General features: G+C 72.7%; 13 protein-coding genes. 7 read left to right on the forward strand and 6 right to left on the reverse strand.

All coding sequences use genetic code 11. The features are described 5' to 3' along the window. Positions 1-14 precede the first annotated feature (14 nt). Together VMN58_09450 and VMN58_09455 are read left to right on the forward strand one after the other, a co-directional pair. The gene (locus VMN58_09450; protein ID HUF33417.1) at positions 15-1,058 is read left to right on the forward strand and encodes a ferrochelatase; all 1,044 of its coding nucleotides are present in this window, start codon (positions 15-17) and stop codon (positions 1,056-1,058) included. Positions 1,059-1,110: 52 nt separating this feature from the next. Continuing rightward, a complete protein-coding gene (locus VMN58_09455; protein HUF33418.1) occupies positions 1,111-2,139 on the forward strand; it encodes a Glu/Leu/Phe/Val dehydrogenase dimerization domain-containing protein in 1,029 nt (342 codons plus the stop codon). A gap of 194 nt (positions 2,140-2,333) precedes the next feature. On the opposite strand, the gene VMN58_09460 is transcribed toward VMN58_09455, so the two are convergent. From VMN58_09460 to VMN58_09470, 3 genes are all read right to left on the reverse strand, one after another. After that, on the reverse strand, positions 2,334-4,085 hold the full coding sequence (locus VMN58_09460) for a putative glycoside hydrolase (protein ID HUF33419.1): 1,752 nt from the start codon (positions 4,083-4,085) through the stop codon (positions 2,334-2,336). Positions 4,086-4,209: 124 nt separating this feature from the next. Next, on the reverse strand, positions 4,210-5,223 hold the full coding sequence (locus tag VMN58_09465; GenBank protein HUF33420.1) for a GntG family PLP-dependent aldolase: 1,014 nt from the start codon (positions 5,221-5,223) through the stop codon (positions 4,210-4,212). A gap of 28 nt (positions 5,224-5,251) precedes the next feature. Then, a complete protein-coding gene (locus VMN58_09470) occupies positions 5,252-5,749 on the reverse strand; it encodes a MarR family winged helix-turn-helix transcriptional regulator (GenBank protein HUF33421.1) in 498 nt (165 codons plus the stop codon). Between the two features lie 96 nt (positions 5,750-5,845). On the opposite strand from VMN58_09470, the gene VMN58_09475 reads away from it, so the two are divergent. Together VMN58_09475 and VMN58_09480 are read left to right on the forward strand one after the other, a co-directional pair. After that, complete coding sequence (locus VMN58_09475; protein HUF33422.1) at positions 5,846-7,516, forward strand: MDR family MFS transporter; 1,671 nt, start codon at positions 5,846-5,848, stop codon at positions 7,514-7,516. A gap of 41 nt (positions 7,517-7,557) precedes the next feature. Then, positions 7,558-8,409 carry an SDR family NAD(P)-dependent oxidoreductase gene (locus VMN58_09480; protein HUF33423.1) on the forward strand — a complete coding sequence of 284 codons (852 nt, stop codon included), beginning with the start codon at positions 7,558-7,560 and terminating at the stop codon, positions 8,407-8,409. A gap of 44 nt (positions 8,410-8,453) precedes the next feature. Here VMN58_09480 and VMN58_09485 read toward each other — a convergent pair whose 3' ends face one another. Beyond that, on the reverse strand, positions 8,454-8,588 hold the full coding sequence (locus VMN58_09485; protein ID HUF33424.1) for a hypothetical protein: 135 nt from the start codon (positions 8,586-8,588) through the stop codon (positions 8,454-8,456). A gap of 73 nt (positions 8,589-8,661) precedes the next feature. Beyond that, a complete protein-coding gene (locus tag VMN58_09490; protein HUF33425.1) occupies positions 8,662-9,369 on the reverse strand; it encodes a phosphoribosyltransferase in 708 nt (235 codons plus the stop codon). 163 nt (positions 9,370-9,532) lie between these two features. On the opposite strand from VMN58_09490, the gene VMN58_09495 reads away from it, so the two are divergent. Continuing rightward, entirely contained in the window at positions 9,533-11,224 is a 1,692-nt protein-coding gene (locus VMN58_09495) for an amidohydrolase family protein (GenBank protein HUF33426.1), read from the forward strand. Further along, a complete protein-coding gene (locus VMN58_09500; protein HUF33427.1) occupies positions 11,221-12,051 on the forward strand; it encodes a phytanoyl-CoA dioxygenase family protein in 831 nt (276 codons plus the stop codon). Before VMN58_09495 ends, VMN58_09500 begins: the two co-directional genes overlap by 4 nt. A gap of 7 nt (positions 12,052-12,058) precedes the next feature. On the opposite strand, the gene VMN58_09505 is transcribed toward VMN58_09500, so the two are convergent. Beyond that, positions 12,059-12,757: a hypothetical protein gene (locus VMN58_09505; protein ID HUF33428.1), complete on the reverse strand. Its 699-nt coding sequence runs from the start codon at positions 12,755-12,757 to the stop codon at positions 12,059-12,061. A gap of 146 nt (positions 12,758-12,903) precedes the next feature. On the opposite strand from VMN58_09505, the gene VMN58_09510 reads away from it, so the two are divergent. After that, a complete protein-coding gene (locus tag VMN58_09510) occupies positions 12,904-13,893 on the forward strand; it encodes an AraC family transcriptional regulator (protein HUF33429.1) in 990 nt (329 codons plus the stop codon). Positions 13,894-13,899: the final 6 nt, after the last annotated feature.

Consider the following 13,899-nt stretch of genomic DNA (forward strand, 5'->3'; position numbering starts at 1 on the left):
CGGTGCATCCCCCGATGGACCTCGCCGTCCCCGGCACCGCCACGCGCTACGACGCCCTCCTCGTGGTCTCCTTCGGGGGACCCGAGGGGATGGACGATGTCGTGCCGTTCATGGAGAACGTCACCCGGGGCCGCGGGATCCCCCGCGAGCGGCTGGTCGAGGTGTCGCGGCACTACGCCCTCTTCGACGGGGTGAGCCCCATCAACGGCCAGAACCGCGCCCTCGTCGCTGCGCTCACCGCCGAGCTCGCGGGGGCGGGCATCGACCTCCCCGTGTACTGGGGGAACCGCAACTGGGACCCCCTGCTCGCTGACACCGTGGCCGCCATGGCCCGCGACGGCGTCGAGCGAGCGCTCGCCTTCGTCACCTCGGCGTACTCGTCGTACTCGGGCTGCCGCCAGTACCGGGAGGACGTCGCCCGCGCCTGCGCCGAGGTGGGACCGGTGGCACCGGTGATCGAGAAGCTCCGGGGCTTCCACGACCACCCCGGCTTCGTGGAGCCCAACGCCGACAACGTCCGCGCCGCCCTCGAGCGGGTCCCCGCCGCGCGGCGGGACGGAACCCCAATCGCGTTCACGGCCCACAGCATCCCCACGTCGATGGCGGACTCGAGCGACTACCAGGCCCAGCTCCTCGAGGTGTGCACGCTCGTGGCCTCCCGCCTCGACGGCAACCACCCGTGGGCGTTGGTCTGGCAGAGCCGCAGCGGCCCTCCCTCACAGCCCTGGCTCGAGCCCGACATCGTCGACCACATCGAGGCCCTGCACGCCGGGGGCGCGACCGACCTGGTGGTCGCGCCGATCGGCTTCGTGTCCGACCACATGGAGGTGGTCTACGACCTCGACACCGAGGCCACCGGCCGCGCCGAGGAGCTCGGCCTCTCGCTGGTGCGGGCGGCAACCGCCGGCACCGACCCGCGGTTCGTCGCCATGGTCCGAGAGCTGGTGCAGGAGCAGCTCGACCCCTCCGCGCCCCGTCGCGCCCTCGCCTCGGGCCCGCGCTTCGACACCTGCCACCCGGCCTGCTGCCACGGGCCCACGCGCCCTCCCCGCGCCTGACCCCCTCCGACCGCACGACCCGGCACCCGACGACGTCGGGCAGACTGCCGACGTGCAGCTCACCAAGCTCGACCGCAACGCCGCCTTCGTCATCCGCGACCTCCCCGACGTGCCCTGCGAGGGCCCGGTGCGGCTGGGGCCGAAGGTGACACAGGCCAACGCCAAGCTCTACGCCCGGGTGGCCACCTACCGCCTGGCCCTCCTCGGGATCCGCCGGGGCGGCGGCGCCGCCGGCATCAAGGCCGAGGCCGCCGACGGGTCCACCGCGGTGGCCGACTTCGTGGAGGACGTGAGACCCCTCGTGGCGAGGGGCGACCTGGCCCTGGACCCGGCGGCCGGCGTCAGCGCCGAGGGCCTGGCCCCGCTGCGCGACGACGACCCCCGCAACCCGCTGCTGTGGGAGTCCGTCGACGGTGGCGCCGTGCGTGAGCTGGCGGCGGCCCGCAGCGCCGCCGCCTGCGCCGAGGCGTACCTCGGCGGCCTCGACGGGCAACGGGTCGCGCTGCGGTGGAGCCGCGCCGCGGCTCCCCTGGCCCAGGAGCTGCACCGTCGGGGCGCCCGCATCGTGGCCATCTCCACAGGCGCCGGCAGCGCGGTGCAGGAGGCCGGCTTCGGCGTCGACGAGCTCGTGGCCGCAGCCGCCGACCACGGCGACGACCTCGTCACCCACCTCGGTGTCGACACCACCGACCAGTGGGCCGTCTTCGGGGTGGACGTCGACGTCTTCGTGCCGGCCCCGACCCTGCGCTCGCTGTCGGAGGAAGGCGCCGGCATGGTCCGGGCGGGCGTGGTGCTCCCAAGCGGGGAGCAGCCCGTCAGCCCGAAGGCACTGGCGTCGCTGCGCCGGCGTGGGGTCGCCGCCCTCCCCGACACCATCGCGCTCGCCGGGCCCAGCATCGTCGGCGCCGCGCCGACGGACGCCTCGATCGACGACGCCCTCGCCCGCGTCGACACCGCGGTGGCCGAGGCCATGGCGGCGTCGGCCCACGACGACGGCCCGCTCCTGGGGTCGTGCTACGCCGCCGAGTCGTTCCTGCGCACGTGGCGCGACGAACTCCCCTTCGGCCGCCCGCTGCCCTGAACGCTCCTAGAACCCGGCGACGACGGACATGAGCACGAAGGCGCCCAGGCCGATCAGGCAGGCCCACACCCCGACCTTGATCCAGGTGGGGTAGCGCTGATACGTCGACATCTCGTCCTCCCCAGCAGCCTTGCTCCACGGTAGCCCCGGCGCGCCGCGAACCCTGCCACCCTCCCGGGGCGCCGCTGCACCCGTCAGCAGCTCGGCGTGCCCCCCGGGTCCATGCCCGCGGCGCTGTAGCGCACCCGTGGTGACCACATGAGCCAGCCGTCGATGCCGATCTCGGCCGCACCGCAGATCTGGGCCCGCACCTCGGCCGGGCCGTAGACCCTGCGGAAGCTGAAGTCCTGCAACCACGGGAAGATCGCGGTGCCGGTGCCGTCGACCTTCTCCTGGAAGTCGAGCAGCGAGGCCCGCACGATCTCGCGGGGCATCCCCACCGGGTCGGGGACCCGGTACTCACCGCTGACCCACAACGACGGGTACACCATCGGCGCCACATAGTCGGTCTGACGGGCGATGCGTGGCATGTCCTGGGCAACCGGGCCGGGGCGGGCGGCGGCGATGCCGAACACCGACGCCCCCTGGTAGACGCCCATGGCGCGCAGCTGCGGGAACGCCTCGGCGAGGAAGTCGGCCACCGCCACCTCGGGCGGGTCGATCAGGCCGGGCGCCACCATGTCGTCGAGGGAGCCCTCGGGACGGCGGATGTAGTCCCAGAGGATGTCGTCGACGCCGGCGGCGGCGGCCTCGAGGGCGATGTCGATGTTGTACTGCCGCACCTCGGGGTGGGCGAAGTTGGTGAAGCTCTCGCCGTAGCTGGGGTGGGGATCGCCGTCGGGCGTCTGGATGACCCAGTCGGGGCTCCCCTGCTCCCACGCCGCCTTGGCCAGGATCGGGTCGCGGAACGCCACCATGCGACCAACGACGGAGACCCCGCGGCCGTGCAGGTCTTCCAGCGCCTCCTCGAGGTCGTAGCGGGCCTTGACCGCCCCGATCTTGCGGGCCAGGGGGACCTGCGAGTCGTAGCCGATCTCGCCGCCCTCGTCCTTGAGGTCGAGCTGGACGGTGTCGATGCGCCCCTCGTCGATCATGTCGAGGACGCCCTGGCGGAGCCCGTCGTGGGCCCAGGCGGCAGCGGTGACGTGGGCGGCGCGCATGCCGGGGTGCTGCACCGGGACGATCACCTCGCTCATCGCCACGTTGCCGCTCCGGTCGATGGCGGCCAGCGCCACCGGCCCGGCCGGGGGGATGTCGTAGTGCAGCGCGAACCGGCCCTCGTCGTGCTCGACCCGTTCGCCGTCGGCGAGGAGGACGGAGTCAGGGTCGACGTGGCCCTCGATCACGACGGGATCATCGATGGCGACGGGGTCGAGGAGCGCCGGGGCGCTGATCTGAGGGGCGGTACCGTCGACGACGAAGCGGCGCTGCTGGCGCGAGGTGCCGACGAAGGTCCGAGGCACCGCCACCTCGATGGTGTAGGTGCCCTCGGCGAGCTGCTCCTCTGGGCGCCAGCCGAAGCCGTGGTCACGCTCCTCGAGCTCGTCGGTGACCTCGCGGCCGTTGACCCAGGCGCGCGTCACGTTGGCGCGAGTGGCAGGCGCCACCCGGATGTCGAGCTCGATCTCACCGGCGGTGACGAGGGTGAGGCTGGAACCGTCGGCCACCCCCGCCAGGCGGAGGTCGACCTGGTTGGCGCCCCAGGCGGCGTTGGCCACGTAGGCGACGAGCCCGATGGCCCCGAGGCACAGCACCAACAGGAAGACATCGGGCCGGCGCTTGGCGCGGAACAGCTGGCGACGACGGCTGGGGCCACGGTCGAGCGCGGCTCGGGGGTCGCTGAGCAGCGCCGGCCGGTAGGTCCCCGCGGAGGGGCGGGGGCGCCGGCGACGTCGGGGGCCGGGTCCGGGGCGGGCGCCCGGGATGTCGCGGAGGGACGTGACCATGGTGAGGAGGAGCGCGGGCCGCGGTGGGAGCCGCCCGCTCAGTGTCCAGTAAACACGTGTTCCCGGGGTATGGGCCAGCCGGGGACGTGCGAGAGGACCCGGCGGCGACGGGATCCGCGCACCCTCAGGGAGCGGTGGCGATGGCCTTTCGGGCTCGCTCCAGGCCGTCGTCGTCGATGTCGTGGTGGGTGACGGCCCGCACCACGCCGGGCTCGATGGTGCCCACCACCACGCCCTCGGCGGCCAGGTGAGCCACCAGGGCGCGGGCGTCGGGATGGCGCCAGATCACCATGTTGGTGCAGACCGCTGCCGGGTCGAGGCCACCGTCGGGCCACCGCTCGGCGACCGCCTCCGCCAGGGCGGCGGCCCGCCGGTGGTCGTCGGCCAAGCGCTCCACCATGTCGGTCAGCGCCACGAGGGCGGCGGCGGCGATGACGCCGGCCTGGCGCATGTTGCCGCCGAGGTGCTGGCGTTCGCGCCGGGCCTCGGCGATCAGTGCGGCCGGGCCGGCCAGCAGCGAGCCGACCGGGGCGCAGAGTCCCTTCGACATGCACGCCATGACGGTCGTGGCCTGGGCCGCGTAGTCGGCGGCGCTGGTGCCCGTGGCCACCTCGGCGTTGAAGAGGCGGGCGCCGTCCATGTGCACCGGGACGCCGCAGGCCGCGACCTCGCGGAGCGCGGCCAGGTCCCAGGGCGCACCGTTGGCGGGCATGTGGGTGTTCTCGACGGCCACGAGCGAAACCGTCGGGTAGTGGTGGCTCCCGGCGTCGGCGAGGTGGCGGATGTCGTCGGCACGGATGGCACCCCGCTCGTCGGGGACCTGGTGGAGCTGCACGCCGGCATTGCGCGCCGCGGCATTGGTCTCGTAGACGAGCAGGTGCTGACGGGCCCCGACGATCACCGAGTCGCCCGGACGGGTCTGGACCATCACCGCCAGCTGGTTGCCCATGGTGCCCGTCGGCACGTAGAGCGCCGCCTCCTTGCCCACCCGCTCGGCGAACGCCTCCTGCAGCGCATTGACGGTCGGGTCCTCGCCGTAGACGTCGTCACCCACCTCGGCGTCGGCCATGGCCCGCCTCATGGCGGGGGTCGGGCGGGTGACGGTGTCTGAGCGGAGGTCGACGGGGCCGTCGGTCATGCCCGGAGGCTACCGAGGGCCGGGCCGGTCAGCCTCCTCGCTCCGTCGTGCCCTCCTCGGCCACGAAGCGGTCGACGCCCTCGATCAGGCGCTCGAGCAGCTCGGCCAGCACGGCGCGCTCGCCCTCGTCGAACCCGGTGAGGATCCGGTCCATCGCCGAACGGCGGCGCTCGACCACTGCCTCGTGGCGCCGCCTGCCCGCCGGCGTGAGGGCGACCACGACGGCCCGGGCGTCATCGGCGTCGCGCCTGCGGTCGGCCAGGCCGGCGTCGACGAGACGGTCGACGGCCCGCGTCGCGGTCGACGCGTCGACCCTGAGCGCGGCGGCGAGGTCGCGCATCCGCCAGCACGGCTCCTGGGCGAGGAGGTCGAGGGTGTCGACCTGGCCGAGGTCGACCGCATCGGGACCCACCCCGTAGAGGTAGGTGCGCAGCCCGCCCATCGAGGCGCCCCGACGCAGCTCGCGCCAGGCGACGCCGATGCGACGCTCGACCTCGCGGTCGTCGCCTGGACGGGGTGCGCTCACCGCTGGCCCACGGTACAGTGGTCGAGTCGTTGCACAGTGCAACGATCGTAGCGCGCGGACCGCTCGTGCGCCGGGAAGCGCTCCGGAGGAGCTGGGATGGCGGCGACGGCCACGGGCACCAAGCTCACACACCGCCAGGTGCTGGTGGTGCTGAGCGGCCTTCTCCTCGGCATGTTCCTCGCAGCGATCGACCAGACGATGGTCTCCACCGCTCTCCCGGTGATCGTGGGCGACCTCGGCAGCCTCGACCAGCTCTCGTGGGTGGTCACCGCCTACCTGCTCACCGCCACCGTGTCGGTGCCGCTCTGGGGAAGGATCAGCGACCAGTTCGGGCGCAGGATCGTGTTCCAGGCGGCCATCGCCGTCTACCTCGTCGGCTCCATCCTCTGCGGCGCCGCCCAGGACCTGAACCAGCTGGTGGCGTTCCGCGGCCTCCAGGGCATCGGCGGTGGCGGGCTGATGAGCATGGCGTTCATCATCATCGGCGACATCCTCTCGCCGCGCGAGCGGGGCCGCTACATCGGCTACTTCACCGCCACCTGGGCCTTCGCCAGCGTGGCCGGCCCCCTGCTCGGGGGCTTCCTCGTCGACAACTCGTCCTGGCGCTGGATCTTCTTCGCCAAGGTGCCCTTCGGCATCGCCGCCCTGATCGTCACCAGCCGGGTCCTGCGGCTCCCCTTCCCGCAGCGGCGCCAGCGCATCGACCTCATCGGCGCCGGCCTCCTGGTCACGGCCATGTCGAGCCTGCTCCTCGCCGCCAGCTGGGGAGGCAACCAGCACCCGTGGGCCTCGTCGACGATCATCGGCCTCGCGGTCGGCGGCACGACCCTCACCGTCGCGTTCCTCTGGTGGGAGCAGCGGGTGGACGAGCCCATCGTCCCCCTCCGGCTGTTCCGCAACCCGGTCTTCAGCGTCTGCGCCGGCCTGAACTTCCTCATCGGAGCCGCCATGTTCGGAGGCATCGTCTTCATGCCGCTGTTCCTCCAGGTCGTCGGCGGCCTCTCGGCGACCGCGTCGGGCATGTTCATGGTGCCGATGATGGCGGGGGTGACCCTCGCGTCGATCGCCTCGGGGCGACTCATCACCCGTACCGGCCGCTACAAGGCCTGGCCGGTGCTCGGGACCGGGCTCGTCACCGTCGCCCTGGCCCTCCTGTCGCTCCTCGACACCGGTGTCACCGGCCCCCAGGTGGTCCCGATCATCGTCCTCATGGGCCTCGGCGTCGGCATGGTCATGCCCGTGGTCACCATCGCCGTGCAGAACGCCATCGACCACGCCGACATGGGCGTGGCCACCTCCGGCGTCACGTTCTTCCGGTCGCTCGGCGGGGCCATCGGCGTCGCCGGCCTCGGGGCGGTGTTCGCCTCCAGGCTCCACAGCCAGCTGGCCCGGCGCCTCCCGGCCGACACGCTCGCCGGCCTCGACGTCGACGACGTCGCCAACAGCCCCGAGGCCATCCGCGCCCTGCCCGTCGAGATCGCCGAGCCGGTGATCGCCGCCGTGTCGAGCGCCGTCACGACCACCTTCATGGTCGCGGCTCCGCTCGCCTTCGTCGGCTTCCTCGTCGCCATCTTCCTCCGCGAGCTGCCCCTGCGCGACACCGCCTACGTCGGGGCCGCCGAGGAGGAGCCGGCCGGCCTGGGCATGCCCGCTCCGGCGGTCGCCCCCGGGGTGGCCACCGCCGCCGGTCGACGTCGGGCCGCCCGCCCCACCGGTGTCGGCACCGACGGCAAGCAGGACCCTCAGCACCCGGTACGGTCTCACTGACGATCCCGTCACCGACGGACCCGAGGCAGGGAGAGGCGCACATGGACGAGCTCACAGGGCGGACCGCGGTCATCACCGGCGCAGCGAGCGGGATGGGCCGGGCCTTCGCCGACCGCTTCTCCGCCGCCGGGATGAACCTCGTCCTCGCCGACATCGAGCAGGCGCCCCTCGACGATGCCGTCGCCGAGCTCTCCGGCTCAGGCGCCCAGGTCATCGGGGTGCGCACCGACGTGTCCGACGGCGACCAGGTCGACGCCCTCGCCGCCGCCGCCTTCGAGCGCTTCGAGACCGTCAACGTGGTGTGCAACAACGCCGGGGTGGCTGCGGGTGGCCGCATCGCCGACCTCGCCGTGGCCGACTGGGAGTGGGTGCTCGGCGTGAACGTGTGGGGCGTGGTCCACGGCCTGCGGGCGTTCCTCCCCCACCTCATCGCCCACGGCGACGGCCACGTGGTGAACACCGCCTCGGTGGCCGGTCACACCTCGCCGCCCGGGATGGCCCCCTACAACGCCTCCAAGCACGCGGTGGTGACGATCTCCGAGACGCTCTACAACGAGCTCACCGCCGACGGCTCCACGGTCGGGGTCACCGTGCTGTGCCCCGGGCTGGTGTCGACGCGGATCATGGAGTCCGACCGCAACCGCCCCGAGCAGCTGCCCAAGGCCGGGATCGAGCTCTCGCCCGAGGACGAGCTGCGCAGGGCCGCCATCACCGAGCTGTTCGCGGCGGCCAAGCCGCCGGCCGAGGTGGCCGACCTCGTCCACGACGCCATCCTCGCCAAGCAGCTCTACCTCTTCACCGACGACGTGTTCCTCGAGAGCATCCGCACCCGTCACGAGTGCATCCAGCACATGCGCAACCCCGACGCCTCCACCGCCGGCCTCTTCGACTGAAGAGGGGCAGGCCGTCGTCGCGATCCGGCCGCCCGGCCCGATGCTCAGGTGCCGGACTCCGCCGGCTGGAAGAAGCGGAGCACCTCGGCGTCGACGAGCTGCTGGCCGGACGCCCACAGCCGCTCGAAGCGGCGGCGGTAGGGGCCGGTGAGCCAGAAGGTGAGTCGTCGGACAGGCATGGTCTAGAGATCGGCCAGGAAGGGGCGCAGCCTTGAGGGCTTCGTCGCTGTTCCGTGCTCCGTCACCCCGCCCCTACGGCGCGAGGGGCTGCGCCGGGGGATCGCCGCCGCCAGCAGCACCGTCGCCCGTGCCCGCCGACGCGGCCTCGGCGGCCCGTTCGAGACAGTCGACGACCTCCTGATCCGAGGTCTGGGAGAAGTCCTCGTAGAACCGCCCGATGGCGGAGAACCGCTCCGGGGTCTCCAGCGCGATCAGCTCGTCGGCGTCGCCTCCCAGGCGCTCGGTCCACCCCGGTGGGGCCACCGGCACAGCCAGGACCACCCGGGCCGCTCCATGGGCGCGGGCGACCTGGCAGGCAGCCCGTGCGGTCGACCCGGTGGCGATGCCGTCATCGACGATCACCGCCGTGCGCCCCTGCAGCGGGACGCGGACCCGGTCACCGCGGAACCGGCGGGCCCGGCGCGCGAGCTCGATCCGCTCGCGCTCCTCCACCCCAGCCAGCTCCGCCTCGGAGACACCGGCGACGCGCACCACCTCGTCGTTGATGACCCGCACGCCGTCCTCACCGATCGCCCCCATTCCCAGCTCGGGCTGGGACGGCACACCGAGCTTTCGGACCACGATCACATCCAGCGGCGCATCCAGGAACCGGGCGACCTCGAACGCCACCGGCACCCCACCCCGTGGGAGACCGAGCACCACCACCGGCTGGCCCCGGAGCTGCTCCAACCGGGGAGCCAGGCGCCGCCCCGCATCCACACGATCGACGAACCAGACCATGAGCCTCCCTTTCGGTGCCGGCCCCAGCCTCCCGCAGCGGCGCCGCCACGACCAGGGCCGATGGTCCCGCCGGGTCGGCAACGCCGCAGGCACGGAGCCGTCCACGCCGTCGCCGCCCGAGTGCCCGGTAACGTCGTGACCGAAACATGACGAAGGGGGATGCGTGGCGATCTATGACCTGGTGATCCGAGGTGGGACGCTGGCCGACGGCACTGGCGGCCCGCTGCGCAGCGGCGACGTCGGCGTGCGCGACGGGCGCATCGTCGCCGTGGGCGAGGTCGACGGCGACGCCACCCGCACCATCGACGCCGACGGCGCGCTCGTGGCGCCCGGCTTCGTCGACATCCACACCCACTACGACGGCCAGGCCACGTGGGACTCGGCACTCGCCCCGTCTTCGTGGCACGGCGTCACCACCGTGGTCGCCGGGAACTGCGGCGTCGGATTCGCACCGGTGCGGCCCTCGGACCACCAGCGCCTCATCGAGCTCATGGAGGGCGTCGAGGACATCCCCGGCGCCGCGCTGCACGAGGGGCTCTCCTGGGACTGGCAGACCTTCGGCGAATACATGGACGCCGTCGAGCGGGTCCCCCACGACATCGACATCGGCCTGCAGCTCCCCCACGGCGCCCTGCGCCTGCACGTGATGGGCGAGCGGGGCGCTGACCGCGAGCCGGCCACCGGCGACGACATCGCCGAGATGGCCGAGATCGCCCGACAGGCGGTGCTCGACGGGGCGTTGGGCTTCACCACCTCGCGCACCATGAACCACCGGACCAGCACGGGCGACTACACCCCGACCCTCACCGCCGAGGCCGACGAGCTCGTCGGCATCGCCTCCGGCCTCGGTGCCGCCGGCCGCGGGGTCCTCCAGGTCGTGTCCGACTACCGCGACGTCGACGCCGAGTTCGCCATCTTCCGGCGGATGGCCGAGGAGTCCGGACGGCCGCTGTCGACCTCGCTCGCCCAGTCGTCGATGGCCCCGTCCATGTACCGGCGGGTGCTCGAGCTCCTCGCCGAGGCCAACGCCGACGGTGTCCCCATGCGGGCCCAGGTGGCGGCGCGGGCGGTCGGGATCCTCCTCGGCCTGCAGTGCACCTGGAACCCGTTCCTCCGCAACCCCGTGTACCAGGAGATCGCTGGTCTGCCCGTCGCCGAGCGGGCTCAGGCGATGGGCGACCCCGCCTTCAAGGCCCGCCTGCTCGAGGTCGACCGGCCCCACCCCTCCTACGGCGAGATGTTCGAGCTCGGCGACCCCCCCGACTACGAGCCGGACCCGTCGTCGTCGATCGCAGCGCGCGCGGCCCGCGACGGCCGCCAGGCCAACGAGTACGCCTACGAGATCATCCGGCGCGACGAGGGGCGGGCGTTCCTCTACCAGCCGTTCCTCAACTGGGCCGACGGCAACCTCGACGCCGTCGGCGAGATGCTCGCCGACCCCAACGCCGTGCCCGGGCTCTCTGACGGCGGCGCCCACGTGGGCACCATCTGCGACGGCAGCTTCCCCACCACGCTGCTCACGCTGTGGGGACGCGACCGCGACCGGGGCCAGCTCGGCCTGCCGCTGCTCGTGGCGCGCCAGTGCCGCGACACCGCCGCCACGGTCGGCCTCCACGACCGCGGGGTGCTGGCACCCGGCTACCGGGCCGACATCAACGTCATCGACCACGAGCGGCTCACGATGCGAGCACCGGAGATGCACTTCGACCTGCCCGCCGGGGGCAAGCGCCTGCTCCAGCGGGCCGAAGGCTACCTGCACACCATCGTGGCCGGCGAGGGCGTCTACGAGGACGGCGAGGCCACCGGCGCCCGGCCCGGACGGCTGGTCCGGGGGCCCCAGGAGGCGAGTCGATGAGCGAGGTCACCACCTCAGGGCTCACCACCGAGGACGTCGCCCGCCACGTCGAGCGGGTGGCGACCGACGGCTACACCATCGTCGAGGACGCCATCGAGGCCGACCTCATCGACGCCCTGGCCGACGACCTCGCCCGCCTCGAGCACGACCTGTCGGTGGTGCCGGCCGGCAACCCGTTCGAAGGCGCCCAGACCTGGCGCATCTACAACCTGTTGGTGCACGGCGAGCTCTACGAGCGGATCCCCGTGCACCCGAGCGTGCTGCCGGTGGTCGAGGGCGTGCTCGACCCGGGCTGCCTGGTGTCGTCGCTGTCGTCCATCGCCATCGGCCCGGGCGAGACCCCTCAGCCCATCCACGCCGACGACCAGCTGCTGCCCCTGCCCAAGCCGCACCCGCCCACGGTCTGCAACTCGATGTGGGCCATCACCGACTTCACCGAGGCCAACGGCGCGACCCGCCTCATACCGGGGACCCACCTCTCGGACCGCTCTCCCGACTTCGGGACCCACTACGAGTCGATCCCGGCGGAGATGCCCAAGGGCTCCGTGCTCATCTGGCACGGCAGCCTGTGGCACGGTGGCGGCGCCAACCAGACCGACCAGCGCCGAGTGGGCATCGCCATGAACTACTGCGCGGGGTGGATCCGCCAGCAGGAGAACCAGCAGCTGGGCATCCCCGCCGACATCGCCCGGGGCTTCTCCCCCCGGCTGCAGGAGCTGGTGGGCTACGGGATCTACTCCGGCCTCATCGGCCACATCGACAAGCGCAACCCGGCAGAGCTCCTCCGGGAGGACGCCACCAGCAGCCTCGTCTGGGATCGCTCGTAGCGCAGCCTCAGCAACCGCCGCCCTTGGGGCGGTTGGGGATCGACGGGTCGACGACCTCGAGGTGCACGTGGGGCCACGACGGCTCGGCGGTGTGCTCGTCGACCTGCGACTCGAAGGGCAACACGGTGGCGCGAGGCGCCAGCACCGTCACCCCTGCCTCCACGCGGTCGCCCGATCGCACCACCACGCCGTTGATGTGGAGCAGCTTGACCTCCCAGCCCGGGCGGGCGACAGGCTCGATCACCACGAAGTCGTCGCGGTGGTCGCAGTAGAGGACGTAGCCGCCGGCACGCAGGACTCGACCCGTCACGGGCGAGCGGATCTCGGACTCGGGGTCGACCACGATGTCGGCAGCCCCCCGTGGCGTCGTGTCGCGGTCGCGCGACTCCATCGTGATCGGCGCGACCGCGGTCGGCAGCGGGTCGAGCTCCTGGGCCCCGTCGTGGTTCGACTGGTGGAAGCCGACCCGCTCGACGCGCGCCGACGGGTGGTGGAGGACGACGTCGCCGACCACGGCGAACGGCGTCCAGGCCTGCTCGACGACCGACCGTGGAGCGGGCGCCGGCTCCGGCGCGGGAGCGGCGGCGGTCTCGACCATCGGTGCAGCCCGCCCGAGGGTCGCGGTCTCCTCCACACCGCAGGCCGCAGCGAGGGCCGCCAGCCCAGCGAGGAGCGCGACGAGTCGTCGAGGGTGCCGCCGGTCCATGCCCCGACGGTAGTGGCGGCCCCGCGCCGAACGCCCTCGGGCCTGCTAGGCCAAATGGCCCCACTGCGCCCGGAACGCGCCTCCACCCTTGCGCATCCGCGGGCGTCAGAGCACAGTCGCTGCATCGGGCTTCCGGAGGGTGCGACATGAGCAGCGTCGCGAACATGGTCAGCAGGACCGACGGCGCTGAGTGCTGGAGCACGGATCCATCGGCTGGTCCCAGCCTTCATGATCAGTGGCAGGCGATGGTCTCGGAGACGCATCTGCCGTGGAGGATCCTCTCGGTCGGTGGGGAGACCGGACTGCCGTTCCATGCGACCGCGGAGCGGCGGCGATTCGACGACCTCGCAGTGGTCGACTGCGTCTGCGACCCGTGTTCGGGCACACGCGGCAATGCTGAGATCGCGGCGACGGACGGCGAGTTCGCCGTCGTGCTCATCATCCGAAACGGGACCGAGACGGTGAGCCAGGGTGGCGCCGAAGCCAATCTGAAGACCGGCGATGTCGTGGCCTGGGACAGCACCATGCCCGCCAAGTTCGCGGTGTGGGAGCGGCTGACGAAGCGCAGCCTGTTGATCCCCAGTGCCGCGCTGGACGAGGTCAACGCGCGCGCGTGGCTGCAGGCCGGCACGGTCCTGCACGGCGCATCGCCTGCGACGCAGCTCCTGACCGGTTACCTCGAGGCCATCCGCTCCCTGGCGAACTTGGAGCCGGTCGCGGTCAGTGCCGCTCGAAACGCCACGCTGGAGCTGTTCGGCGGGGCGATGCGCAGCGAGGCTGGCGTGCCGTCGACAGCGATGGCACGCCCTGCTCTGCGTGCCGTCATCGAACGCTACATCGACCGGAACCTCCCCCACGGCGATGTGGGACTCGACACCATCGCCGCAGCGCACTGCGTGTCACGCCGCACCGTCAACCGCGCGTTCAGCGACGTCGGTCAGACGCTCGGAGAGGTGATTCGGGCCCGTCGTCTGGCTCGCGCTCGCTGCGACGTCGTCGACACCGACCTGCCCATCTCTGCGATCGCTCATCGCTGGGGGTTCTCTGACGGCAGCCACTTCTGCCACGCGTTCAAGGATCGCTACGGGAGCGCTCCAAGGGAGTACCGGCAGACGACTGGCGTCGGCGCTCCTTGAGACGGT

It is taken from the genome of Acidimicrobiales bacterium, assembly GCA_035512495.1.
Classification (GTDB): Bacteria; Actinomycetota; Acidimicrobiia; order Acidimicrobiales; family CADCSY01; genus DATKDW01.

Excerpts from the sequence above, each read along its gene's own strand:
- VMN58_09500 (HUF33427.1), top strand. The coding sequence starts at position 11,221 with ATGAGCGAGGTCACCACCTCAGGGCTCACCACCGAGGACGTCGCCCGC.
- VMN58_09475 (HUF33422.1), top strand. The coding sequence starts at position 5,846 with ATGGCGGCGACGGCCACGGGCACCAAGCTCACACACCGCCAGGTGCTG.
- VMN58_09460 (HUF33419.1), bottom strand. The coding sequence starts at position 4,085 with ATGGTCACGTCCCTCCGCGACATCCCGGGCGCCCGCCCCGGACCCGGC.
- VMN58_09480 (HUF33423.1), top strand. The coding sequence starts at position 7,558 with ATGGACGAGCTCACAGGGCGGACCGCGGTCATCACCGGCGCAGCGAGC.
- VMN58_09485 (HUF33424.1), bottom strand. The coding sequence starts at position 8,588 with ATGCCTGTCCGACGACTCACCTTCTGGCTCACCGGCCCCTACCGCCGC.
- VMN58_09510 (HUF33429.1), top strand. The coding sequence starts at position 12,904 with ATGAGCAGCGTCGCGAACATGGTCAGCAGGACCGACGGCGCTGAGTGC.
- VMN58_09490 (HUF33425.1), bottom strand. The coding sequence starts at position 9,369 with ATGGTCTGGTTCGTCGATCGTGTGGATGCGGGGCGGCGCCTGGCTCCC.
- VMN58_09505 (HUF33428.1), bottom strand. The coding sequence starts at position 12,757 with ATGGACCGGCGGCACCCTCGACGACTCGTCGCGCTCCTCGCTGGGCTG.
- VMN58_09450 (HUF33417.1), top strand. The coding sequence starts at position 15 with ATGGACCTCGCCGTCCCCGGCACCGCCACGCGCTACGACGCCCTCCTC.
- VMN58_09465 (HUF33420.1), bottom strand. The coding sequence starts at position 5,223 with ATGACCGACGGCCCCGTCGACCTCCGCTCAGACACCGTCACCCGCCCG.